Raw genomic sequence first — 21,061 nt, forward strand, 5'->3', positions numbered from 1 at the left:
TGCTGCGCTATAATCACCAGAACCAATAAATAGATACCTCTCATTCTCCCCGTCATACCAGGGAGAATTTTATCTGAAAAGGGGGAACGATCATAATCGTCCTATTAGGCGGTCCCGGCGCGGGAAAAGGCACGCAGGCCAATTACATTAAGGAACGTTTCGGCATTCCGCAGATTTCGACCGGCGATATGTTGCGCGCCGCAGTCAAGGCAGGGACCATGCTGGGTCTCATGGCAAAAAAAATCATGGATGCGGGCGGACTTGTCTCCGATGACATCATAATCAATCTGGTTAAAGAGCGCATCGCGCAGCCGGATTGCAAAAATGGGTTTCTGTTTGACGGATTCCCTCGTACTATTCCCCAGGCGGATTCAATGAAAGCCGCTGGCGTCCCGATCAACTACGTCATTGAAATCGACGTTGCCGACGACGAGATCATCAGGCGTTTGTCGGGGCGCCGCCTGCACCCGGCCTCGGGTCGCATTTATCATATGATATTTAATCCCCCCAAAACGGACAACAAGGATGATGTGACGGGTGAGCCGCTGATACAGCGTGACGATGACAAGGAAGAGACCGTGCGAAAACGGCTCGAAATCTATCACGCCCAGACTAAACCGTTGGTAGAATACTATTCGAGATGGTCAGCCAACGGTGGAGCAGGCGCTCCCAGGTATGTGAAAATAGCCGGAGTCGGATCGGTTGAAAGTATCCGCGATGCCATTTTCGCATCTCTGAAATAACGTCAGTCACGATTCCTGGCGGACGGGGATTGTTGATGCCCGCCTTTTAAATTCGCGAACGGAGCAATGCTGCGTCGGCAGAAGACTTTACACCTTGCCAACGCATTATGGCGCTGCCGGACCTTTAGCGCCACGGAGAAGTGTGCGCCGTTTTATAGGCGTAAGCCGCAAGAGATTTAAACAATCAGGAGAGAAACATGGCAGCAAAAAACGCTTTTTATGCGCAGTCAGGCGGGGTGACCGCCGTCATCAACGCATCCGCCGCCGGCGTCATCGAGACCGCGCGCCAGCAAAAAGGTAAAATAGGTAAAATTTATGCGGGCCGTAACGGCATTATTGGCGCGCTAACCGAAGATCTGATCGATACCGGCAAAGACTCCATCGCGGCAATCAGGGCTCTGCGTCACACTCCATCAGGTGCATTTGGCTCCTGCCGTTACAAATTAAAGAGCCTTGAACAGAATCGGCGCGAATACGAACGCCTGATCGAAGTATTCAAGGCACATAACATCGGTTATTTCTTTTATAACGGTGGCGGTGATTCCGCCGATACCTGTCTCAAGGTATCACAGTTGGCCGACACGCTTGGCTATCCCATCCAGGCGATTCATGTTCCAAAAACGGTGGATAACGATCTTCCCATTACGGACTGCTGCCCTGGTTTCGGCTCGGTGGCAAAATACATCGCCGTATCCACGCTGGAAGCGAGCTTCGATGTCGCCAGTATGTCAAAAACATCAACCAAGGTATTCGTGCTGGAAGTGATGGGACGTCATGCTGGATGGATTGCGGCAGCGGGCGGCATGGCATCCAGCAAGGATTGTGAGATTCCTGTTGTTATTCTGTTTCCCGAGATCGCGTTCGATCGATCGAAATTTCTCGCCAAGGTGGATGGTTATGTCAAGAAATTCGGCTACTGCTCGGTGGTGGTATCGGAAGGCGTGAAAGGAGAGGATGGCAATTTTCTCTCCGACCAGGGAGTGCGCGATGCTTTCGGTCACGCTCAACTAGGCGGCGTCGCACCTGTCGTGGCAAACATTGTCAGGGAAGGTCTGGGGCTCAAATATCATTGGGGTGTGGCCGACTACCTGCAACGCGCCGCTCGCCATATCGCGTCGAAAACCGATGTGGAGCAGGCTTACGCGATGGGCAAGGCGGCTGTCGAATTTGCTATCAAAGGCCATAACTCGGTGATGCCCACGATTGAACGTCTCTCCAGCAAACCCTACCGATGGAAAGTCGGCATGGCTCAGCTCAGCAAGGTCGCCAACGTGGAAAAAATGATGCCCAAGAATTTTATCAGCAAGGATGGTTTTGGCATCACTGACAAATGCCGGGAGTATCTTGCACCCCTTATCAAGGGAGAAGACTACCCGCCTTACAAGGATGGCTTGCCCAACTACGTGCGCCTGAAGAATGTGGCAGTCGCAAAAAAACTGAGTGATTTCACTATCTGAAACGTCTTAAAACCTGACAGGATCGTCGCGGGAAAGGGCTACCCGTGCGCTGTTATCGAGATTTATGCATAGGCACTTAATGCGGAATTATAAGATCGAAATTTCGTATGTGTTTTCAGCTGGTCTGACTTTAACTGGAGATTTTAATGGCTAATGGTTTAATCATCGCAATCGGTTGCGCGATGGCGGCACTTGTGTATGGAGTGGTTTCGATAAAATGGATTGTGGGTCTACCCACCGGCAATGAGCGCATGCGCGATATTGCCGCCGCGATTCAACAAGGAGCTTCCGCATACCTGAATCGCCAGTACACCACTATCGGCATCGTCGGTGTTATTCTGCTGGTGGCCATTTTTATGGCCCTGGGCTGGCAAACCGCCGTCGGCTTCGCTCTCGGCGCATTTCTCTCGGGGTTAACCGGCTATATCGGCATGAACGTCTCGGTACGTGCCAATGTGCGTACTGCACAAGCCGCCACACAGGGCCTCAATGCCGCGCTGGATGTAGCTTTCAAAGGTGGCGCGATAACCGGTATGCTGGTGGTGGGTCTGGGCCTGTTAGGTGTGGCTGGTTATTTTGCCGTCCTGACCGGCATGGGCGCTACCCAGTCGGAAGCGACCCATGCGCTGGTGGGCGTTGCCTTCGGCAGTTCGCTGATTTCCATTTTTGCCCGTCTTGGGGGCGGCATATTCACCAAGGGTGCCGACGTCGGCGCCGACCTGGTGGGCAAGGTTGAAGCCGGTATTCCGGAAGATGATCCACGCAACCCGGCGGTCATTGCCGACAATGTGGGAGACAACGTCGGCGACTGCGCCGGCATGGCCGCTGATCTGTTTGAAACCTATGCCGTGACGATTATCGCCACCATGCTGCTGGGCGGCCTGCTCATCACCGACGCCGGTCCAAATGCGGCGCTCTACCCGCTGGTCTTAGGTGGAGTTTCCATCATCGCCTCCATCATCGGCTGCTACTTCGTCAAAGCACGTGAAGGCGGAAAGATCATGAACGCGCTTTACCGCGGCCTGGCGGTAGCCGGCGGGCTGGCAGCAGTATCCTATTATCCCATCACTACCATCATGCTGGGTGATGGCGTAATGATTGAGGGCAAGCTGGTTACCTCGCTGAACTTGTACCTTGCCGGGCTGGTAGGTCTGGCGCTGACTGCGGCCATGGTGTGGATCACGGAATACTATACCTCCACCGAATACGCTCCAGTCCAGCATATCGCAGAAGCCTCCAGCACCGGCCACGGCACCAATGTCATCGCCGGCCTGGGCGTCTCCATGAAGTCTACCGCTGCTCCGGTACTGGTTGTTTGTCTTTCGATCTGGTGCGCTTTCGAACTGGGGGGGCTATATGGCATCGCCATTGCCGCGACTTCGATGCTTTCGATGGCGGGGATCATCGTGGCGCTTGATGCTTACGGCCCGATTACCGACAATGCTGGCGGTATCGCGGAAATGGCCGGCTTGCCGTCAGAGGTGCGCGATATTACCGATCCACTGGACGCGGTGGGTAACACTACCAAGGCAGTGACCAAAGGCTACGCCATCGGCTCCGCCGGTCTGGCTGCGCTGGTGCTGTTTGCCGATTACACCCACGCACTGACGGCAGGTGGTGGCTCGATAAAATTCGATTTATCCGATCATATGGTAATCATCGGCTTATTCCTGGGCGGCATGGTTCCCTACCTGTTCGGCGCCATGGCGATGGAAGCGGTCGGTCGCGCGGCCGGTTCAGTGGTGGTGGAAGTGCGACGCCAATTCAAGGAAATCCCCGGTATCATGGAAGGTACCGCCAAACCGGATTACTCCAGAGCAGTGGATATGGTAACCAAGGCGGCGATCAAGGAAATGATTGTGCCCTCGTTGCTGCCCGTAGCGGTGCCCCTGATTGTTGGCCTCATGCTGGGCCCCGTGGCCTTGGGCGGGGTACTGATTGGCGCCATCATCACCGGTATTTTCGTGGCAATTTCCATGACCGCGGGTGGTGGAGCCTGGGATAATGCGAAGAAATATATTGAGGATGGCCACTTTGGCGGCAAGGGCTCGGAGGCGCACAAGGCTGCCGTGACCGGCGACACCGTTGGCGATCCCTACAAAGACACTGCCGGCCCCGCGATCAACCCGCTCATCAAGATCATGAACATCGTTGCATTGCTGATTGTGCCGCTGATATAACGCGTATTATTTTCGCAAAGCACGCCCGATAACTCCGGCGTGCTTTGTTTTTGGCTGCCACTGCAAGTGGTCACCGCAATTCCCGTCTATTTCTCAGCTATCAGGCCGCCTTTATGGATACTAGAATTACCCTTACCCTTGATGACGCCAAAAAAATCGCTGCTGCTGCGGAAGCAGAAGCCCGGCACAATGACTGGCCGGTGGTGATTGCTATCGTTGATGACGGCGGTCACCTCCTTCATCTCTCGCGTCTCGACCATGCTCAGTTCGGCAGCATCGAAGTGGCAATACAGAAAGCTCGTGCCGCCATTGCCTTTCGCCGTCCCACCAAGGTCTGGGAGGAGCATGTCGCCGAAGGACGCGTGCGTTATCTCGGTTTACCTGGCACCCTGCCGATCGAAGGGGGTTTACCCATCACGGTAAATGGTCAGTTCATTGGCGCTGTAGGTGTCAGCGGTGTAAGATCGAATCAGGATGCACAAATTGCACAAGCGGGGCTGGATGCGCTGTTGAAATCCAGTTGAGATATGCCGAAGAGTTGCAGGATTCCTGTTCTGCGGTCCTGCGGTCTCGTTATGTTTGTATCTCCTCAATCAGAACGGAAGCCGCGAGGAACATCCTGGGCCTCTATGTTCTTCCAGTGCTCATCTTGCGAAACAATGTCATACACGCTTGGTTGAACTACCATCAACGATAATAAATAATAAAAACGAAGCTTGGCGGCCACCTTGTACCCATGTATCTAAGCGGTATCACCCTAAGCTTTCCACTGATAAACCACCCCTCTCGTAACCACCGTCTTTAGACGGTGACATTTTTCAAGTGTGTTGACTCAATGCGCGTTTAGCTTGGTGCGGTTTGACGACTTTGGTCGTCTGTATCCAAGTTACGCTAACCCACCTACTTTCCGGAGGTGGTAGTTAGTTGGTAGTGTGGCCGCTGCGATTGTTCACGAAAAAGACCAAAATAAAAAAAATATCCATCAGTAAATATTTGCACCGCACTTAACCATGCTGATATTATGGTTATGCTTCTAACTTGAATGTACTCATTAAATGTGTCAATTTAAGAAGGAGAAACGGTGATGAAAACAGATAAAACGTTGGTAACCCTTATAGTGCTGGTTCTCGGCCTGATATCGCTCTTCGGAATTCTAAATAGATGGTTCATCGTAATGTAGCGACTCTGTATGCCTTTGGGGCTTGGACAAACACTGGTATGCCGAAATTTTTACGTTGCATTGTTCTCATTTTTGGAAAAATCTTTATCGTTTAGACAGACTCTATCGTGCCTTGGCAAATAGGCAAGGATTAACGCTAGCTGGGATAATGCTTACCGCCTTTCATATGGCGTGAGTGGTGACTGTTGCAATTATTTGTACCGATACCGATCCACCGGTCTGACCAAAATCGATAGTGCGCCGCTGCAATCTGCATGAACTCTCTAGGATAAACTTTGAACCGCGCTACAGAAACCCTGCCGGCGCATGCGCAGTCTCGTTTTTTCATCCCGCTACCCTGCTTGTGGCTGCGTTAAGGTAGGATTGCGCTATAAACTCAACGAATGCGTCTTCCCTTTATGACCTGGATCTGTTGATCCCGTAACTGATCGCTTATTTTTCAGTTTAATACCATGATCAACAAAGACTTTTACATAATCTTACTTTTTCATCCCTAGGTGAATTCGCTATAGCTCCCTGATCCAGAATAAATGAATTCCCCTGAGCTTCAGCAAAAAACCTTCCTGCTCATGTTGATCGCCGTTTCCCTGGCGTTCGGGTGGATATTACTGCCCTTTTACGGTGCGGTATTTTGGGGGTCCGTTCTCGCCATAATATTTACGCCGTTTTATCGCTGGTTGCTGGTTATCTTGAACCAGCGACAAAATCTTGCCGCGCTCACTACCCTGTTGCTCTGTCTGATTATGGTGATTCTTCCATTTACGCTGATTGCAGCTTCGCTACTGCAGGAGGTGCTAGATATTTATCAACGCATCAAGTCGGGAGAGCTGAACTTCGGCGCATATTTTCAGCAAATCATGGGTGCATTGCCATCATGGATGGTCAATTTTCTGGATAGTATGGGACTCACAAATATCTCCGAATTGAAGGACATGCTGTCAAACGGCGCGTTGCAGGGAAGCCAGCTCATCGCGACGGAAGCGCTCAATATGGGTCAGAATACATTTCACTTCATCATTAGTTTCGGCATCATGCTGTATCTGCTATTTTTCCTGCTGAGGGACGGTACCATTCTGTCCACAAAAATAAAGCAAGCAATTCCGCTAAGCATGGAATACAAGCGGCATCTATTCAGCAAATTCACTACTGTTGTTCGTGCCACGGTAAAAGGCAATATCGCTGTGGCCGCGGTACAAGGTACTTTAGGCGGTGTAATGTTCTCGTTTCTCGGTATACAGGGAGCACTGCTTTGGGGTTTCGTAATGGCCTTCTTATCTTTGGTGCCAGCCGTTGGCGCCGGACTGATCTGGGCGCCGGTGGCGATCTATTTTCTGCTCACCGGCGCCCTTTGGCAGGGCATAACCCTCATCGCCTTTGGCGTACTGGTGATCGGAATGGTCGATAACGTTCTCCGACCTATACTCGTCGGAAAGGATACCCAGTTACCCGATTATGTGGTCCTTATCTCGACACTCGGGGGCATGGTTGTTTTTGGTCTGAACGGTTTCGTCATCGGCCCGGTAATTGCGGCGCTGTTCATTTCCGGGTGGGATCTCTTTTCTTCAAACAGAGAAGCGTCTAAAGATTGATCCGGAATCCGGCCTCTGACCGCGCACTCTTCAACCTGGCGTGGTGATCGAGGAATGCTCCTTAACTGCCGGACTCAGGATGATTTAGAATTTCATCTCCCGCCGGATTGCCCAGGCAAAGAGACGAGCGCCCAACAGCCATCTTGCTGCCGCAGCCATCTTGGAATCGAGTGGCAACGCATGTCGTACCGGAGGATTCGGGCTCGTAACTGCATTGAGTACCGCCTGGGCAATAATCGCCGGACCCGGTGCCTTGGGTTCTCCAGCCATAAGGTGATGAAGACCTGTGATAATTTTCTGATAAGCAGGCGGATGTGCGACAGTTTTGAGTAGTTCCAGTTGCTTGGGAACAAACTCTGTCTTGATCAAACCTGGAGCAATGAGCACGACGTCAATCCCGAATTCCATCACTTCACCCCGCACGGCGTCGGTTAACGCTTCTATGGCATATTTGGAAGCCGCATACCAGCCAAAACCCGGCGTCGACATCTTGCCCAGGATCGAAGTGATATTGACGATGCGCCCTGACTTTTGCGCCCGCATATGCGGCAGGACCGCCTGCATGAATCTCGCGTAGCCGAAAACATTCACCTCGAACTGTCGATGGGCTGCTTCCATCGAAACACATTCGATGGCACCCAACTGACCATAAGCTGCATTATTCACCAGCACATCCACCCGCCCCTTGGTCAATATGATGTGGTTTACTGCCCTGTGAATGGCGTCTTCATCGGCAACATCCAGCCCGACGGGTTCAATGTGATCGGAACGTATCTGTTCCAGCCTGTCCATGCGCCGTGCCGCCGCAAACACGTAATAGCCGTTCTCGGCAAGAAGCACCGCCGTAGCTCTGCCGATACCGCTGGACGCACCGGTAACCAGTGCAACTCGCTGGGTCATGTTTTCACTCCCGTTATTGTTATTAGGTTAACTTTTTATACATAATAGGCGAATATTCGGTTACACCATAATTCCCCGTGGGCAATTGCCTTCTCATTCCGAGATATTTGTCCTCCAATGCTACCCTATAGCATTAGGCAATACACTATCCCTCAATCAGCTCAAAGATTGGACTATGGGCATGGGCATAAGGAGAGAAATATGAAAGCCGCGTTGATTACAGGCGCCAATCGTGGGATTGGGCTGGAATTTTCCAGACAATATGCCGCGGATGGCTGGCGTGTTTTCGCTTGCACCCGTCATCCACAAAAATCCGATGCACTCAATACATTAGCGGCTGAATTTCCTCAGCAAATCACGGTGCATGCGCTTGATGTCGGGGATCATGCACAGATTGAGCAATTGGCACAATCACTCACTAACGAATCCATCGACCTGCTCCTTAATAATGCCGGTATCTATACATCCTGTCATAAAGACGACAATATCGATCAGGAAGCGTGGATGCATTCATTTCTCATTAATACGATAGCACCACTAAAAATGGCCCAGATGTTTTCCCCGCAAATCGCCCGCGGCAGTCAAAAGAGTATCGTAACCATCAGCAGTAAAATGGGCAGTATCGCGGACAACAGCAGCGGCGGCAGTTATATATACCGCTCAAGCAAGGCGGCGGTAAATATGGTGGTGAAGAGTCTGGCTATCGACCTGAAAACAGCCGGTATCACTGCGGTGGTATTGCATCCCGGATGGGTAAAGACCGATATGGGTGGCCCGAACGCGTTGATCTCCACGGCACAAAGCGTATCCGGCATGCGTAATGTCATAGATCACCTTACCCTGGCTGACTCAGGAAAATTCATTGCTTATGATGGCAAAATGATTCCTTGGTAGCCTAGCCCGCTTCAATGCCGGCAACTCCAAATGGAAGCGGAAGCGACCGTCCTGCGGCAATCAGGTTGAGCAATCTTACTCAACGATTACCGCGGTTCCGCTGGCGGAAACCATCAGCATACCGTTTTCCTTACCCATTATCTCGTAATCGAGATCGATGCCTATCACCGCATTTGCGCCAAGATCCTGAGCGCGCTGCTGCAGTTCTTCAAGCGCGATTTCACGGGCGCGCTGCAGTTCCTTCTCATAGGTGCCGGAACGTCCTCCCACCAGGTCCCGGATTCCCGCAAAGAGATCCTTGAACAGATTGGCCCCGAGGATTGCTTCGCCGGCTATGACACCACAATACTTGGTGACACGTTTCCCTTCTATGTTCGGAGTCGTTGTGAGTTGCATGTTTTCCCCCAATAATATTTTAAGAAAAGTGATTCATCAGCATAAGAAAGAGATACTGAGGACATCTGTTGTTCGATATAACCCCTTTCTCATTGCCATTGTCAGCCACATGGCCGATCGTGCGAGCCCACATCTCGACCAGGAATGAAAATCTCCTGGCGATTGACAAGGGTTTGCCGGCGTTTAAGCGGCGTGTCCGCTATGGTGCTCCTCCTCCCGACCCTCCTCCTGGCCCTCCTCCCTTGGGCGGTCTCTTGCGAAGCTTCTTCAGCGGCCTTTTACTCTGCGTGCCGTTGCGGGATTTAAGTGGATCGGCGGGTACGACAGCCGTGCGCCGGATACCCCGCTCCGAGGATACAGCGCGATTGACGGGAGTCAGAGTAATTTCAAGTTCGTTAATCTCATCCCATTGGGCTTCCGTTCGTTGTCGCTCAGGTATCGCAAGAAGCTCTTGCAGACGGTGATGAGAGGAGACTGGCTGTGGTTTATCCATGGTATATTAATGCATCGCTTCACTGATAATTATTATCATTTATAATAGATCGATTATGACCTATCCTGCTGCTTATATCCGGAGTAAATAAAAAATGTCGAGATCCTGCATTAATCGCTATCTTACCGCAATGTTTTGCTGTGTCACCCTGTTTGGCGCCAGTGTATCCCACGCGGAGCAAGTCGTTGTGTATTCTGCACGGATCGAGCAGCTCATCAAGCCAATGTTCGATGCTTTTACCAAAGAAACCGGTATCGACGTGAAATTCATTACCGATAAGGAAGGCGCATTGCTCGCGCGTCTGAAAGCGGAAGGAAAGAATACCCCTGCCGACATGCTGATCACCACGGATGCGGGTAACTTGTGGGAGGCTGCACGGGAAGGACTATTGAAACCCATAGAGTCAGAAACGCTTGAAGCCAACATTCCCGCCAATCTGCGAGATCCCCAGAAACAATGGTTTGGTCTGTCGGTGCGTGCCCGTACCATTATTTACAATACACAAAAAGTAAAACCTGCCGATCTTTCCACCTACGAAGCGCTGGCCGAACCCCAGTGGAAAGGGCGTTTATGTCTACGCACCTCCAAGAAAGTATACAACCAGTCGCTGGTGGCAATGATGATCGCTGAATCAGGCGAGGCAAAGACCGAGCAAATCGTAAAGGGCTGGGTCGCCAATTTAGCCACCGACCCCCTGTCCGATGATACCAAGGCGATGGAATTCGTCGCCGCCGGGAAATGCGATGTTACCCTGGCCAACACGTATTATTATGGCCGCCTGATGGAAAAGAATCCCGCATTGCCCCTGGCGATTTTCTGGCCTAATCAGGCGGGCAGCGGGGTTCATGTGAACATCTCGGGAGCGGGCGTTACCCAATATGCCCGTCACGCACCCGCGGCGATCAAGTTGCTTGAATTCCTGTCATCGGAGAAAGCACAAAATCTGTTCGCCGATATCAATATGGAATACCCTGTTAATCCAAAGGTAAAAACCGACCCTGCTGTTGCAGCCTGGGGCAGCTTCAAACAAAATCCGGTAAATCTGACCAAAGCCGGTGAATTGCAAGCGGAGGCGGTAAAATTGATGGACCGGTCCGGTTATCGATAAGGCATAAGGGGTGAAAGGTAGTACGCTGAACTCTACGGTAAACAATACTACCACGAGATACGGGTTTTCCGGATTTTTAAGCTCTACTTATCGCACCTCATCAGGCTGGCGCTTAATTCCCTTTCTGATGGCTGTGCTCGTGCTGATCCCTGTCGGCACCGTCATATCATCATTTTTTGCGCCTGCCAGCGATATCTGGCAGCATCTGGTTGAAACGACACTGACCAGTCTGTTGGTCAATACGTTCTGGCTTGTTCTGGGTGTAGCATCCGGCACCGTACTGTTGGGAGTCAGTCTGGCGTGGTTTACCGCAGTGTGTGAATTTCCGGGGCGAAAGTTCTTTTCCTGGGCGCTATTACTGCCGCTTGCCATTCCCGCATACGTGACCGCATTCGTCGCGTTGGGACTGTTCGACTATACGGGTCCGGTGCAAACCGCGCTACGCGCCTGGCTGGGATCGGAACTTCCCTGGTTTCCAAATGTGCGCGGCAGGATGGGTGTCATTACCGTCATGACTCTTGCATTTTATCCCTATGTTTATTTGCTGGCGCGTAACGCCTTTCTCACTCAGGGCAGGCGATCACTGGAGGCTGCCCAATCGTTGGGCCTTAATCGCACGCAGGGGTTTCTCAAGGTAGCGCTACCCATGGCGCGGCCGTGGATTGCGGGAGGCGCGATGCTGGCACTGATGGAAACCCTGGCGGACTTTGGCACGGTAGCGGTTTTCAATTACGATACCTTCACCACCGCCATCTATAAAGCCTGGTTCGGGATGTTTTCCCTGCCGGCTGCCTCCCAGCTCGCCTCGTTACTGATCGTGATCGTTTTTGCAATGATAATCGTGGAACAACGGTTTCGCTCGCGTATGCGCTATGCGGAAACCAGACAAAGTGCGCGGGTTAACCGTATTCCGCTCACCGGCTGGCGCGCATGGTTGCTTGCGGCTTTCGCTTCGGGCACATTGTTTTTTGCATTCCTGCTGCCGGTTACGCAACTGGGCATTTGGGCGGCAAGTGTTTTCACTCAGGACTTCGATCAGCGCTACCTGGAATTTCTCGGGCATTCACTGCTGCTGTCCTCTCTCGCTGCCCTGCTTACCTGTTCCGTTGCGCTACTCATGGTATATGCGGCGCGCCGCCACCCTGATCCGGCTACTCATGCCGCGGTGCGCATCGCCACGATTGGCTACGCCCTGCCTGGCGCCGTACTGGCGGTAGGAATCTTCGTCCCGGTCGCCTGGCTGGATAACTGGCTGAGCGAATTGGCCATGCAATTCTTTAATATAGAAACCGGACTACTGATCCAGGGCACCCTCTTCACCATGCTGATTGCTTATATCACGCGTTTTCTTGCGGTCAGTCATAGTCCGATAGACAGCGCCATGCAACGCATAACCGGCAGCATCGATGAGGCCGCGATGGGGCTTGGCCTGAACGGATGGGCGATGCTGCGGCGCGTACATTTACCGATACTGAAAGGTGGAATATTTACTGCTGCCACCCTGGTATTCGTGGATGTGATGAAAGAGATGCCGATTACCTTGATGACCCGGCCCTTCGGATGGGACACGCTGGCGGTGAGAATTTTCGAAATGACTTCGGAAGGGGCATGGGAGCAGGCAGCGCTACCCGCGGTGGCGCTCGTGCTGGCGGGCCTGCTTCCCATCATATTGCTCGTGCGGCAAACAGAAAAATAAATTACCGCTGCCATGAATGCACTGCTCGAACTCAGGAATATCCGGCATGCCTACGGCAAGCAGGTCGTCGTAAACGATTTATCGCTTACGTTGAGAAAAGGGCAAATCGGTTGCCTGCTGGGGCCAAGCGGATGCGGCAAAACGACCGTGTTACGCTGCATTGCGGGATTTGAACCCATCTCGGCTGGAGAAATCCTGGTCAACAGTGTAGCGGTAAGCAATGCCAATTTTTGTACGCCGCCGGAACGGCGGCATATCGGTATGGTATTTCAGGATTACGCACTATTTCCTCATCTGACCGTCGCCGCCAATATCGGTTTTGGCCTGCACCGCATGCAGAAAACCGAGCGCGACTCGCGCGTCGCGGAATTGCTGCAAACCGTAGGACTCGCCGATACCGCAGCAAAATATCCCCACGAACTTTCCGGTGGACAGCAGCAACGCGTGGCATTGGCGCGCGCGCTGGCCCCTCGGCCCGACTTGTTGTTGCTGGATGAGCCCTTCTCCAATCTTGATGTCACGCTGCGCGAGCGTTTGAGCCTGGAAGTACGCGAGATTCTCAAGAGCCAGAACGCCACGGCCATGTTAGTGACCCATGATCAGGACGAAGCTTTTGCCATTGCGGATGAAATCGGTGTCATGCACCGTGGTGAAATCCAGCAATGGGACACGGCCTATAACCTTTATCACAGGCCCGCCAACCGTTTCGTCGCAAATTTTATCGGACAAGGCGTATTTCTTTCCGGCAAGATACTTGACCCGCACCATGTAGAAATCGAACTGGGGGTTTTGACAGGACAAGTCCAGCATGACTGTAAGCCGGATTGCCAGCTATGCGATAAGGGCCATCCCGTCGATGTGCTGATACGTCCGGATGACATCGTGCACGATGATACCAGCCCTATTCAAGCGGCAGTCGTACATAAGGCTTTCCGCGGCGCCGATATCTTGTACACGCTGCGCCTCCCCGGCGGCAGCACCGCGCTATCGCTGGTACCCAGCCACCACAATCATGCCATAGGTGAGAAAATCGGCATCAGACTGGAAGCGGATCATGTGGTTGCATTCAGCCAATCTGTGTCGTAATCCCGCAACCCCGATATTCCAACCTGCAAAATGCCTATTCTTCGCTGATTCCGGGGAGCATGCAAAACCGGGGGAGGTACATGGAGCCGGTGATATGATCAGCGGATGAAGTAACAGAAACAGGTGTTTTCCGATAGAGCTTGACACATCGGCCAATTTCGTCTGACCTTCGTCATTTCCTCGGCAAGTTCATCTCCCCCCGGTTTTGCATACTCTCCTCTATTATTGATAACGTATTTTATCAATAATAAAAGTTACGTTGCCTCTATGACCAGTGTTACGACCAAGTCTCCCTTGATGAGGTAGAGCGGATTATTATTTAGAGGATAGGGGATCCGAATAATCCGTGTTAGCAGGTTTTTCTTTAGCACGATATTGGGCGAAGCGACCTTCTCGCGCATTTTCAATGACCTTACGCGTAAGATATCCTATTTGTGTTGGTATCCCATGAGTCATAGGTATGTCGAAATGTTTCGTGAGAAGCGCTACCGCAGACACAAAGGGCGCAGCAAAGGAAGTTCCATGTGCTCCGTCTATGAAAACGCCTTGGGCGTCTGGATCCTCCGGGTCATCTCCCCCAAATGCACTCGCGGAATACAAGTCTCCGAGCGGTCCATCAGGAGCACTTGAATAACGGGCTCTCTCATGATGGCGATTTTCAGCGATTGCAAATAGAAGAGTATCGAGGTCTTCTGTCAACCAACGAGAGTTTGGAATTTGACCAGAGTTTCCGGCGGCCATAACTGTAAGCGTACGGACCGCGTTCTTCCCTCCCAGACGCATGACAAGAGGGAGAATGCTCGTTAGAAACGTAGGAGCAAGAACTCGCTGCTTACAGCGCGAACAAAAAAACCAGTCGTTCCGCAGAGAAACACTAAGATTTACAACGTCTGGCATCTCCCGGGCGATAATGTCACCCAATGCTCGTGCGATGGTTAAGGCAGTTAATGAATCTGACGGCAGTCGGCCAACGCTGAGTTCAACGTGCGGGGGCAGGATTTGGTCGAAAATCGAAACAACGCGTGTCCCGTGGCCACTTGGATCAGCTGGTTCCGCATCACGCCTCAGTTGACCATTGATCGAGTAGTCAAAGTATCGAAGCTCACGATGTGCCGAGAAGTCCCGAATAAGGCCACTGTCCAGAACTGCGATTCTTAAAGGGCCTGGGCGTGAGTCTGGCGGCGGCAGGGCTGATCGAAGTAGTTGGCGAACAATCGATGCTTCACGCTCGGCGTGGGGGCTGAAGCGGAGGGAGGTGTCAGAAAGTGGTTCAACTGCTGCCAATGGAAGAATATGGTTTACGTCGACAGCAGCCTCGTTCTTTTCGATCAGAGCGGACAATCGCGCGCTTAAGCGACTGACCGCGTATAACTCCAACCCCGGATCTGTCTTAAGTACCACTGTTCCCAATCGCGACAACTCAGTATTACGATCATTCCCCTCTTCTTCGTTTATCAAAGGCATAACTGGTCCGAGCCGACCCGGCAGATCCCTGCCGATTTCTCTGAGCCCCGATATCGGACCGATTGCAATTGCTTGACCGGGAACAAAGTTGCACATCTTATGTGGGCTTCTTCCAGACGAGCTTGACTGTAATGGTTGAGGTACCTTCCATCGAAGCAATGATCCATTTACCTTCTGCCTTTAACCCTACACCAAGCGTCAACTCTATCTCGTCTGCCGAGGTAGCTGAATCTGCGAGCTTTTGACGAAGAGGTGCAATGGCATCACGTAGAAGAGTACCAAGCGAATCAAGAGCCTCTTTGGCTTGCTCGCCAACTAACTCACCTGCACTTGCAAAACCTGCCTCCTGCATAAAGGCGATTTCCAGAGAATGTTGTTCCGCCATGCGATCACCTCTCAATAGAATATGGATCAGAAACTTGAACTCGTTTGCTGACGCGTTGTAGCGTCACCCGCGCAAGCAATTCCAAATTACACATAGAATCGAAACAGCACCCCCAGATACTTTGCAAGGCACCTATCATTTACGATAGTTCAAAATATGAACAATGCAACCTAACATTAATCGATTTTTATAATTTCGATGTCCTGCAAAAAATCGCAGACCTATTTTTAGAGAGCCCTAAATAAATAGCGGCTTTAACAGCATGCCTCAAAGCCCTCAATTTACCTTTGATAAAATAGGTTCAAGGGTAAATGATAGAAAGAATTTTACTGAGATTTTGCTCGCGCAATATCGATAACGTATTTTATAGAATACCAAATCTCGCGTAACAGTCACTTTGCTATTTTCGGTGTTGATAGAAATTGTACGTAGTTTTTCCAGATTTCTTTTCTGACTCAGCTGCAAAGATCCACAAAAAAGAATCGGCCCCAGTCTGGATTTATTGGCAGTTCTTTACTATTTTAAACTTATGAGCTTTTGATACTTCGATTAGTAATCAAAAAAGGAAGCGCGTGTGGACCATCAATCAACTTTGAAAATTAAGCCCAATTTATCTTCGACGATACAGCTTTGGGTTTCACCAGTAATGACTGCAATGCTTGGTCTCATAGCTGGGGTTTTAACGTCGTCTTACAACTCGGATCTGGCAGCAAACAAATTCTTTCTAGAAAAACAAGTAGCAACTGCTGACAGTGTAGCAATTGAGTTTTCTCGGTATGTAGAGAACTGGTCTAGATTAATCCGATTACGTAAAGAATTTGATGCAAAGAACAAGGAGCCAAGCGCAGAAGAGAAAGAATATTTCAAGAAAACCGTGTCAGAGCGTGCTATTGCACGAGTCAAGCTATTCGCATCGCTTGACTCCGCGTATCTTTATTATGGTAAAGATACGTCGAATTTGGTTATTAAATTTAGAGATTGGGATAGCAAGCAATCGGATTTGACTATTGAGAAACTTCCAGACATTAATGAATGGAGGAGATGGCAAATCGATATTCTTCGCCAGCTGCATAAGGAGATCAGAAAATGATGCATTTCGGTATATTGCTGTTTTCCCTCTTTCAGCTTGCACAAGCCGATACGCATAAAGAGTATTGGAAAAATTGTCCTGGTCCTGGTTGCCCAGCCAGGCAGGAAGACAATAGCGGTGCTGCAGCCTCCAGAGAAGACAAAGAAGTATTAAAAGACAAACTCGATGCCATTAAGAGAGAAGAGAATAAATTGCACATAGAGAAAGAAAAACTTAAAGAAGAAATCGAGAGTATCGAGAAAGGAGAAGCCAAGGGAGTGTATTGATGTGTAATGTGTATAGTAGACTCCAACCTGACTTACCCTTGGGGTTATCCAGATAGAGTAGATTATCCAAAAGCATTACCCTCTTTAGAGGATATGTTGATGAACGAACTTCCGGAACCGCCTGATGATCGCTTCTGCGATCTTGTAATGAAGGGAGGAATCACAAGTGGGGTGATATATCCCCGGGCTATTGGATTGCTATCACACTATTACCGCTTTAGAGGTATTGACCTGCCCCCTTCATTAGCTTCATGAGATAGTAGAGTCCGATTCTTGGAAAGGAGCGGACCATGAAGAAGCGATACAGTGAAGAACAGATTATTGGATTCTTGAAGGAAGCGGATGCAGGCATGCCTGTGGTGGAGTTGTGCCGCAAGCATGGTTTTTCGGACGCCTCCTATTACAAGTGGAAAGCGAAGTTTAGCGGCATGGAAGTCTCTGACGCCAAGCGGCTTAAGGCGCTGGAAGCAGAGAACAACAAGCTTAAGCGACTGCTGGCTGATGCCTTGCTCGACAATGCGGCATTGAAAGATGTCGTCTCACGAAAGTGGTAAGCCCACAAGCACGGCGGGAAGCAGTGGCAGGTCTGAAGGCAGCATGGCAGTTGTCTGAACGTCGGGCTTGTGGGCTGATGAACATTTCCACCTCCGTGTGGCGCTATCGCGCCCGGCCAGACTCGAATTGTCAGCTACGCGAGTGCATTGTTTCGCTTGCCGGGCAGCGGCGGCGCTTTGGCTATCGACGCATCCATATTCTGCTCAAGCGCGAAGGCTGGCATATCAATGTCAAGCGGGTCTACCGGCTCTATCGCAACGCAGGATTAGCCGTGCGTAAGCGTAGCCGCAAGCGGATTGGTCTGACAGAAAGAGTGCCATTGTTTCTTCCAGAAACACCCAATCATGCCTGGTCAATGGATTTCGTGCATGACGGCTTGGCTGACGGCAGGCGCATTCGCTGTCTGAATGTGATGGATGACTGTACCCGAGAGAGTATCGTCTTGAGGTAGATACCTCCATTTCGGGAGAGCGGGTGGCGCGTGTATTGGAGCGCATTGCCGGGCAGCGGCCTTTGCCACGGACGATCAGGGTCGATCATGGACCGGAATTTACCAGCCTGGCACTGGACAAATGGACCCATGCCCGGGATGTGAAGCTGGCCTTTATTCAACCCGGAAAACCTACGCAAAACGCCTATATCGAAAGCTTCAATGGCAGGTTCCGGGATGAATGCCTGAATGACCATTGGTTCTCAACCTTGCATGAAGCACGCGTTCTTATCGAAGCATGGCAAAAGGATTACAATTCAACAAGGCCGCACAGCTCGCTCGGCAATAACACGCCAGCCGAATTTGCGGCACAACACCCATTTACAACCCAAGATACTACTCCGCCGTGTGGCTAATTATAGGGAGCAGGTCAATTCATAATTCATGCATTTTAGCCTCTTCTCCAAGTTAGCCACCGATTCGTCTCTGTCTCAGGCGCAGGCATTCTCTCAACAGACCTGGCGAAAACATCACTATTCACCAGACCAAGGTACGCTTTGTTCAGGACTCACCTATTTTTGGCTAAACGAAAAGTTGTGCTCTCGTTCTCCACTATCTCAGTTCGAAAAACCCAGTGCCGAACTCCTCCATCATCTCGCTAGTATGCAGGCGCTTAGCTATTACCCGACTTTCCCGGAAAACTTTAACCCTGGCGAAAGAGAATTACTGTTACTGACTAAGAAGTACGGGACACAGGACTGGAAAGAAATTCAGCAACGCGTAGTCGATGAGCACCAAGGAGACTATATTTTATACGATCTTTCGCGGATGTTTCGCTATGACTCTGCCAGCATTGTGCGCTTTACCGACCTGCCCCAAGCTCTCCCTTGTCTGAAATCGCTACCCGCAGGCTCGGCCGTTATAGGCGTACTTCGCTATCTTGAGAACGGGCAACCGGGCGGCCATCGCATCGCATACTACCTTGATCGAAAAAATCGTCACCACTTCTTTGATCCGAACGCTGGCGAGGTCATCGAGTCTCGTGACACAGGCTTTCATCAGTGGCTAAACACTTTCCTAATCCATGCCACCTACCGAAAGTTCGAACCTTCGATAGAAGACTCTTTTCTGACACTCTATCAACTTAAAAACGTTTCACCTCAGACACAAAATTTCCTTCCAAGACATTCGGATTGACAGCATGTACGAGCACTCTTACACTAAATGATATGAAAAATGGATGAAGTTACTCTGCTGCTGCAAATATCGAGATTGTTTGGCGCGCCTAATTGACCTAATGTTGGATATCTCCATAACACCCGAGCCACTCAACTCCATTTTTGGTCCTTTTCTATTCCAGAACCTCCTCCATTTCTAGGCGTAACCCTGTTAGACGTAACGCCGAGACGAAACCCAACTCAAGAATGAGATTCCACAGTGACCAATTTGAAAATCAATTCCGAGCACCAATCGACATCAGGCCAGTTACCTGATTCGATATTGGAGCTCGAGCATACAAACCAATCTTTGGAGGCGGCAAGACCTCAGTTTGGTCCCGGCATAGCGCCGCAGCTGCCGAATCAAAGTACAAGCACACACTTGCGCAAATCTTTACCTGGAGGGGGGCAGTGGTGGGAGTGTTTGTTGCCCTTTCGCCATTTTACCGCCACCGATGTATTCGAGCCGGAAACTTATAAAGAGCTGACCCATCAATTCTCCCTGATACTTGAGACGACTGCCGGCAAGCGCGAAGGTGCGTATAAAATGAGGCCTGCCCTGGGGAGCAACGATGGTTTGATATTGGGGCTAACCGATAAGCTGGCCACCGCATTCTCTCCTTTGTTTACAGAAGCGTGGCTTCGTTCACTGGCAGAACTGCTGGATCTTAAATTTTTGCCTCGTGTCGAGGGAGCATTGCACTCAAATCCGCAGGGCAGCCGAACTGGATGGATTCATACAGACTGTTGTTCAGCATGGTTTGATGAGAGTAACAGTACGATGGAAGAGTTAATTTTTCCGCCGCGGGGACGATGTAATTACTTTACCGGGCAAGCTAAAGTGCCCGATGCGAAACCAAAAGAATATATACGTGCGGCAACGATGATTTTCTACCTTTGTAATGATGGGTGGAAACAAGGAGATGGCGGTGAAACCGGCGTCTATAGCGCGGATCGTGAGACAGAAGACACGGCGGTGAAGCTCATACCGCCACTCAATAACTCCCTGTTTCTCTTTGAATGTAGCCCACACTCCTACCACAGATTCGTAACGAACCCTGGGCGAACACGCAACAGCATTATCCTGTGGCTGCACGCCAGCGTGCATGACGCGGAAGCGCGATGGGGAACAGCGATCAATCGGCGGGACAGTCGATGAAACCTGTGTGCCTGATTACCGGCGCGGGCGGACGCCTGGGTCAGGACCTCTGTCATGCCCTGCAAGAAGATTATGATCTGGTGGCAACTTATCGTTCAACTATCCCCGACATTCCCTCACAGTTTCAGCAGCCTTTAGAGGGGACAGCAGGAGGGGCAGAGGAGCCAGAAAATGAATCCGCTTTGAACGGCGTGCCAGCCTACCTGGTTCAAGCTGACCTTACCCGCCGTGAAGATGTGAAGCGAGTGGTTGAGGTGGCCTTGGCTCGCTATGGCCGCATTGATGCCCTGATCAACACCGCTGCCGACATCAAATTTCACGGCAATCTTCGCGATCTCTGGCAGGCTAACGACTATCCACAATCGCAGATGCTCCTGAACTCTATTGTGCCCATGCAACTGGCTTCCGCAATCTACCAATATTGCTGGAGGGATCAGCCCGATGAGAATACACGGTGGAACCGGTCTGTTGTCAACATATCAAGCATTTCAGGCCTCTACGTCTTTGAAGAGAGGGGGCAGGCATTTTACGGCGTTTCCAAGGCCGCGCTGAATATGCTGACACTCTACCTCTCACTTGAGTTGGCACCGCATGGCGTCCGGGTAAATGCGATCTGCCCGAGCAGATTCACGGGGAAGGCGGCGACCCGTCGCGTCACTGAGGCCATACGGAATCTATTAACCGGCGACTCGACAGGAACAATCGTTACGAAGGTACCCTAGCCCCTGACTGGCTTGACCGCTCTGGCGCGTTACTGAGTAAACCAGTGGTCA

The 21,061-nt window shown here is 51.1% G+C and carries 19 protein-coding genes and 1 pseudogene; 15 read left to right on the top strand and 5 right to left on the bottom strand.

The annotated features are described in order from the left end of the window. The first annotated feature begins 89 nt into the window (after positions 1 to 89). From adk to BLR00_RS14175, 5 genes are all read left to right on the top strand, one after another. Positions 90 to 743 carry an adenylate kinase gene (gene adk, locus BLR00_RS14155; RefSeq protein ID WP_074633793.1) on the top strand — a complete coding sequence of 218 codons (654 nt, stop codon included), beginning with the start codon at positions 90 to 92 and terminating at the stop codon, positions 741 to 743. Between the two features lie 197 nt (positions 744 to 940). Continuing rightward, positions 941 to 2,200, top strand: a complete 1,260-nt coding sequence (locus BLR00_RS14160; protein ID WP_074633794.1) for a 6-phosphofructokinase — start codon at positions 941 to 943, stop codon at positions 2,198 to 2,200. Between the two features lie 146 nt (positions 2,201 to 2,346). Then, a complete protein-coding gene (locus tag BLR00_RS14165) occupies positions 2,347 to 4,380 on the top strand; it encodes a sodium-translocating pyrophosphatase (RefSeq protein ID WP_074633795.1) in 2,034 nt (677 codons plus the stop codon). Between the two features lie 113 nt (positions 4,381 to 4,493). Then, positions 4,494 to 4,904 carry a GlcG/HbpS family heme-binding protein gene (locus tag BLR00_RS14170; RefSeq protein WP_074634331.1) on the top strand — a complete coding sequence of 137 codons (411 nt, stop codon included), beginning with the start codon at positions 4,494 to 4,496 and terminating at the stop codon, positions 4,902 to 4,904. 1,186 nt (positions 4,905 to 6,090) lie between these two features. Next, on the top strand, positions 6,091 to 7,149 hold the full coding sequence (locus tag BLR00_RS14175) for an AI-2E family transporter (RefSeq protein ID WP_074633796.1): 1,059 nt from the start codon (positions 6,091 to 6,093) through the stop codon (positions 7,147 to 7,149). An 84-nt stretch (positions 7,150 to 7,233) separates the two neighbouring features. Here the strand turns inward: BLR00_RS14175 and BLR00_RS14180 are convergent, their stop codons facing one another. Next, the gene (locus BLR00_RS14180) at positions 7,234 to 8,049 is read right to left on the bottom strand and encodes an SDR family NAD(P)-dependent oxidoreductase (protein WP_074633797.1); all 816 of its coding nucleotides are present in this window, start codon (positions 8,047 to 8,049) and stop codon (positions 7,234 to 7,236) included. 201 nt (positions 8,050 to 8,250) lie between these two features. On the opposite strand from BLR00_RS14180, the gene BLR00_RS14185 reads away from it, so the two are divergent. Then, positions 8,251 to 8,943: an SDR family oxidoreductase gene (locus tag BLR00_RS14185; protein ID WP_074633798.1), complete on the top strand. Its 693-nt coding sequence runs from the start codon at positions 8,251 to 8,253 to the stop codon at positions 8,941 to 8,943. Positions 8,944 to 9,018: 75 nt separating this feature from the next. Here the strand turns inward: BLR00_RS14185 and BLR00_RS14190 are convergent, their stop codons facing one another. Beyond that, positions 9,019 to 9,339: a heavy metal-binding domain-containing protein gene (locus BLR00_RS14190; protein WP_074633799.1), complete on the bottom strand. Its 321-nt coding sequence runs from the start codon at positions 9,337 to 9,339 to the stop codon at positions 9,019 to 9,021. Between the two features lie 199 nt (positions 9,340 to 9,538). Next, positions 9,539 to 9,832 carry a hypothetical protein gene (locus BLR00_RS14195; RefSeq protein WP_074633800.1) on the bottom strand — a complete coding sequence of 98 codons (294 nt, stop codon included), beginning with the start codon at positions 9,830 to 9,832 and terminating at the stop codon, positions 9,539 to 9,541. Positions 9,833 to 9,926: 94 nt separating this feature from the next. On the opposite strand from BLR00_RS14195, the gene BLR00_RS14200 reads away from it, so the two are divergent. The 3 genes from BLR00_RS14200 to BLR00_RS14210 all read left to right on the top strand — a co-directional run bounded on the left by BLR00_RS14200 (position 9,927) and on the right by BLR00_RS14210 (position 13,722). After that, the gene (locus BLR00_RS14200) at positions 9,927 to 10,940 is read left to right on the top strand and encodes a Fe(3+) ABC transporter substrate-binding protein (protein ID WP_074633801.1); all 1,014 of its coding nucleotides are present in this window, start codon (positions 9,927 to 9,929) and stop codon (positions 10,938 to 10,940) included. A 127-nt stretch (positions 10,941 to 11,067) separates the two neighbouring features. Further along, positions 11,068 to 12,636, top strand: coding sequence for an ABC transporter permease (locus BLR00_RS14205; protein WP_074633802.1), 1,569 nt, complete (start codon positions 11,068 to 11,070; stop codon positions 12,634 to 12,636). A 12-nt stretch (positions 12,637 to 12,648) separates the two neighbouring features. Beyond that, complete coding sequence (locus BLR00_RS14210) at positions 12,649 to 13,722, top strand: ABC transporter ATP-binding protein (protein WP_074633803.1); 1,074 nt, start codon at positions 12,649 to 12,651, stop codon at positions 13,720 to 13,722. 315 nt (positions 13,723 to 14,037) lie between these two features. Here BLR00_RS14210 and BLR00_RS14215 read toward each other — a convergent pair whose 3' ends face one another. Both BLR00_RS14215 and BLR00_RS14220 read right to left on the bottom strand, forming a co-directional pair. Continuing rightward, on the bottom strand, positions 14,038 to 15,186 hold the full coding sequence (locus BLR00_RS14215) for a S8/S53 family peptidase (RefSeq protein WP_143007659.1): 1,149 nt from the start codon (positions 15,184 to 15,186) through the stop codon (positions 14,038 to 14,040). A gap of 97 nt (positions 15,187 to 15,283) precedes the next feature. Next, on the bottom strand, positions 15,284 to 15,571 hold the full coding sequence (locus BLR00_RS14220; RefSeq protein ID WP_074633805.1) for a CU044_2847 family protein: 288 nt from the start codon (positions 15,569 to 15,571) through the stop codon (positions 15,284 to 15,286). A gap of 574 nt (positions 15,572 to 16,145) precedes the next feature. Between BLR00_RS14220 and BLR00_RS14225 the strand changes: the two genes are divergently transcribed. From BLR00_RS14225 to BLR00_RS14260, 6 genes and pseudogenes are all read left to right on the top strand, one after another. Continuing rightward, entirely contained in the window at positions 16,146 to 16,661 is a 516-nt protein-coding gene (locus BLR00_RS14225; protein ID WP_107797593.1) for a hypothetical protein, read from the top strand. Beyond that, positions 16,658 to 16,927, top strand: a complete 270-nt coding sequence (locus BLR00_RS14230; RefSeq protein ID WP_074633807.1) for a hypothetical protein — start codon at positions 16,658 to 16,660, stop codon at positions 16,925 to 16,927. The genes BLR00_RS14225 and BLR00_RS14230 overlap by 4 nt, the downstream gene beginning before the upstream one ends. A 290-nt stretch (positions 16,928 to 17,217) precedes the next feature. Beyond that, positions 17,218 to 18,328: pseudogene (locus BLR00_RS16505) on the top strand (IS3 family transposase). Positions 18,329 to 18,356: 28 nt separating this feature from the next. Continuing rightward, the gene (locus tag BLR00_RS14250) at positions 18,357 to 19,109 is read left to right on the top strand and encodes a YopT-type cysteine protease domain-containing protein (RefSeq protein WP_074633809.1); all 753 of its coding nucleotides are present in this window, start codon (positions 18,357 to 18,359) and stop codon (positions 19,107 to 19,109) included. Between the two features lie 240 nt (positions 19,110 to 19,349). Beyond that, positions 19,350 to 20,288, top strand: coding sequence for a 2OG-Fe(II) oxygenase (locus tag BLR00_RS14255; protein WP_074633810.1), 939 nt, complete (start codon positions 19,350 to 19,352; stop codon positions 20,286 to 20,288). Then, the gene (locus BLR00_RS14260) at positions 20,285 to 21,010 is read left to right on the top strand and encodes an SDR family NAD(P)-dependent oxidoreductase (protein ID WP_176759986.1); all 726 of its coding nucleotides are present in this window, start codon (positions 20,285 to 20,287) and stop codon (positions 21,008 to 21,010) included. The genes BLR00_RS14255 and BLR00_RS14260 overlap by 4 nt, the downstream gene beginning before the upstream one ends. Positions 21,011 to 21,061: the final 51 nt, after the last annotated feature.

This window comes from Nitrosospira multiformis, from assembly GCF_900103165.1.
Taxonomy (GTDB): domain Bacteria; phylum Pseudomonadota; class Gammaproteobacteria; order Burkholderiales; family Nitrosomonadaceae; genus Nitrosospira; species Nitrosospira multiformis_D.

What these genes read in the sequence shown, in the direction of transcription:
- BLR00_RS14160 (WP_074633794.1), top strand. Translation starts at nt 941, where the DNA reads ATGGCAGCAAAAAACGCTTTTTATGCGCAGTCAGGCGGGGTGACCGCC.
- BLR00_RS14165 (WP_074633795.1), top strand. Translation starts at nt 2,347, where the DNA reads ATGGCTAATGGTTTAATCATCGCAATCGGTTGCGCGATGGCGGCACTT.
- BLR00_RS14170 (WP_074634331.1), top strand. Translation starts at nt 4,494, where the DNA reads ATGGATACTAGAATTACCCTTACCCTTGATGACGCCAAAAAAATCGCT.
- BLR00_RS14175 (WP_074633796.1), top strand. Translation starts at nt 6,091, where the DNA reads ATGAATTCCCCTGAGCTTCAGCAAAAAACCTTCCTGCTCATGTTGATC.
- BLR00_RS14180 (WP_074633797.1), bottom strand. Translation starts at nt 8,049, where the DNA reads ATGACCCAGCGAGTTGCACTGGTTACCGGTGCGTCCAGCGGTATCGGC.
- BLR00_RS14185 (WP_074633798.1), top strand. Translation starts at nt 8,251, where the DNA reads ATGAAAGCCGCGTTGATTACAGGCGCCAATCGTGGGATTGGGCTGGAA.
- BLR00_RS14190 (WP_074633799.1), bottom strand. Translation starts at nt 9,339, where the DNA reads ATGCAACTCACAACGACTCCGAACATAGAAGGGAAACGTGTCACCAAG.
- BLR00_RS14195 (WP_074633800.1), bottom strand. Translation starts at nt 9,832, where the DNA reads ATGGATAAACCACAGCCAGTCTCCTCTCATCACCGTCTGCAAGAGCTT.
- BLR00_RS14200 (WP_074633801.1), top strand. Translation starts at nt 9,927, where the DNA reads ATGTCGAGATCCTGCATTAATCGCTATCTTACCGCAATGTTTTGCTGT.
- BLR00_RS14205 (WP_074633802.1), top strand. Translation starts at nt 11,068, where the DNA reads ATGGCTGTGCTCGTGCTGATCCCTGTCGGCACCGTCATATCATCATTT.
- BLR00_RS14210 (WP_074633803.1), top strand. Translation starts at nt 12,649, where the DNA reads ATGAATGCACTGCTCGAACTCAGGAATATCCGGCATGCCTACGGCAAG.
- BLR00_RS14215 (WP_143007659.1), bottom strand. Translation starts at nt 15,186, where the DNA reads ATGCCTTTGATAAACGAAGAAGAGGGGAATGATCGTAATACTGAGTTG.
- BLR00_RS14220 (WP_074633805.1), bottom strand. Translation starts at nt 15,571, where the DNA reads ATGGCGGAACAACATTCTCTGGAAATCGCCTTTATGCAGGAGGCAGGT.
- BLR00_RS14230 (WP_074633807.1), top strand. Translation starts at nt 16,658, where the DNA reads ATGATGCATTTCGGTATATTGCTGTTTTCCCTCTTTCAGCTTGCACAA.
- BLR00_RS14250 (WP_074633809.1), top strand. Translation starts at nt 18,357, where the DNA reads ATGCATTTTAGCCTCTTCTCCAAGTTAGCCACCGATTCGTCTCTGTCT.
- BLR00_RS14260 (WP_176759986.1), top strand. Translation starts at nt 20,285, where the DNA reads ATGAAACCTGTGTGCCTGATTACCGGCGCGGGCGGACGCCTGGGTCAG.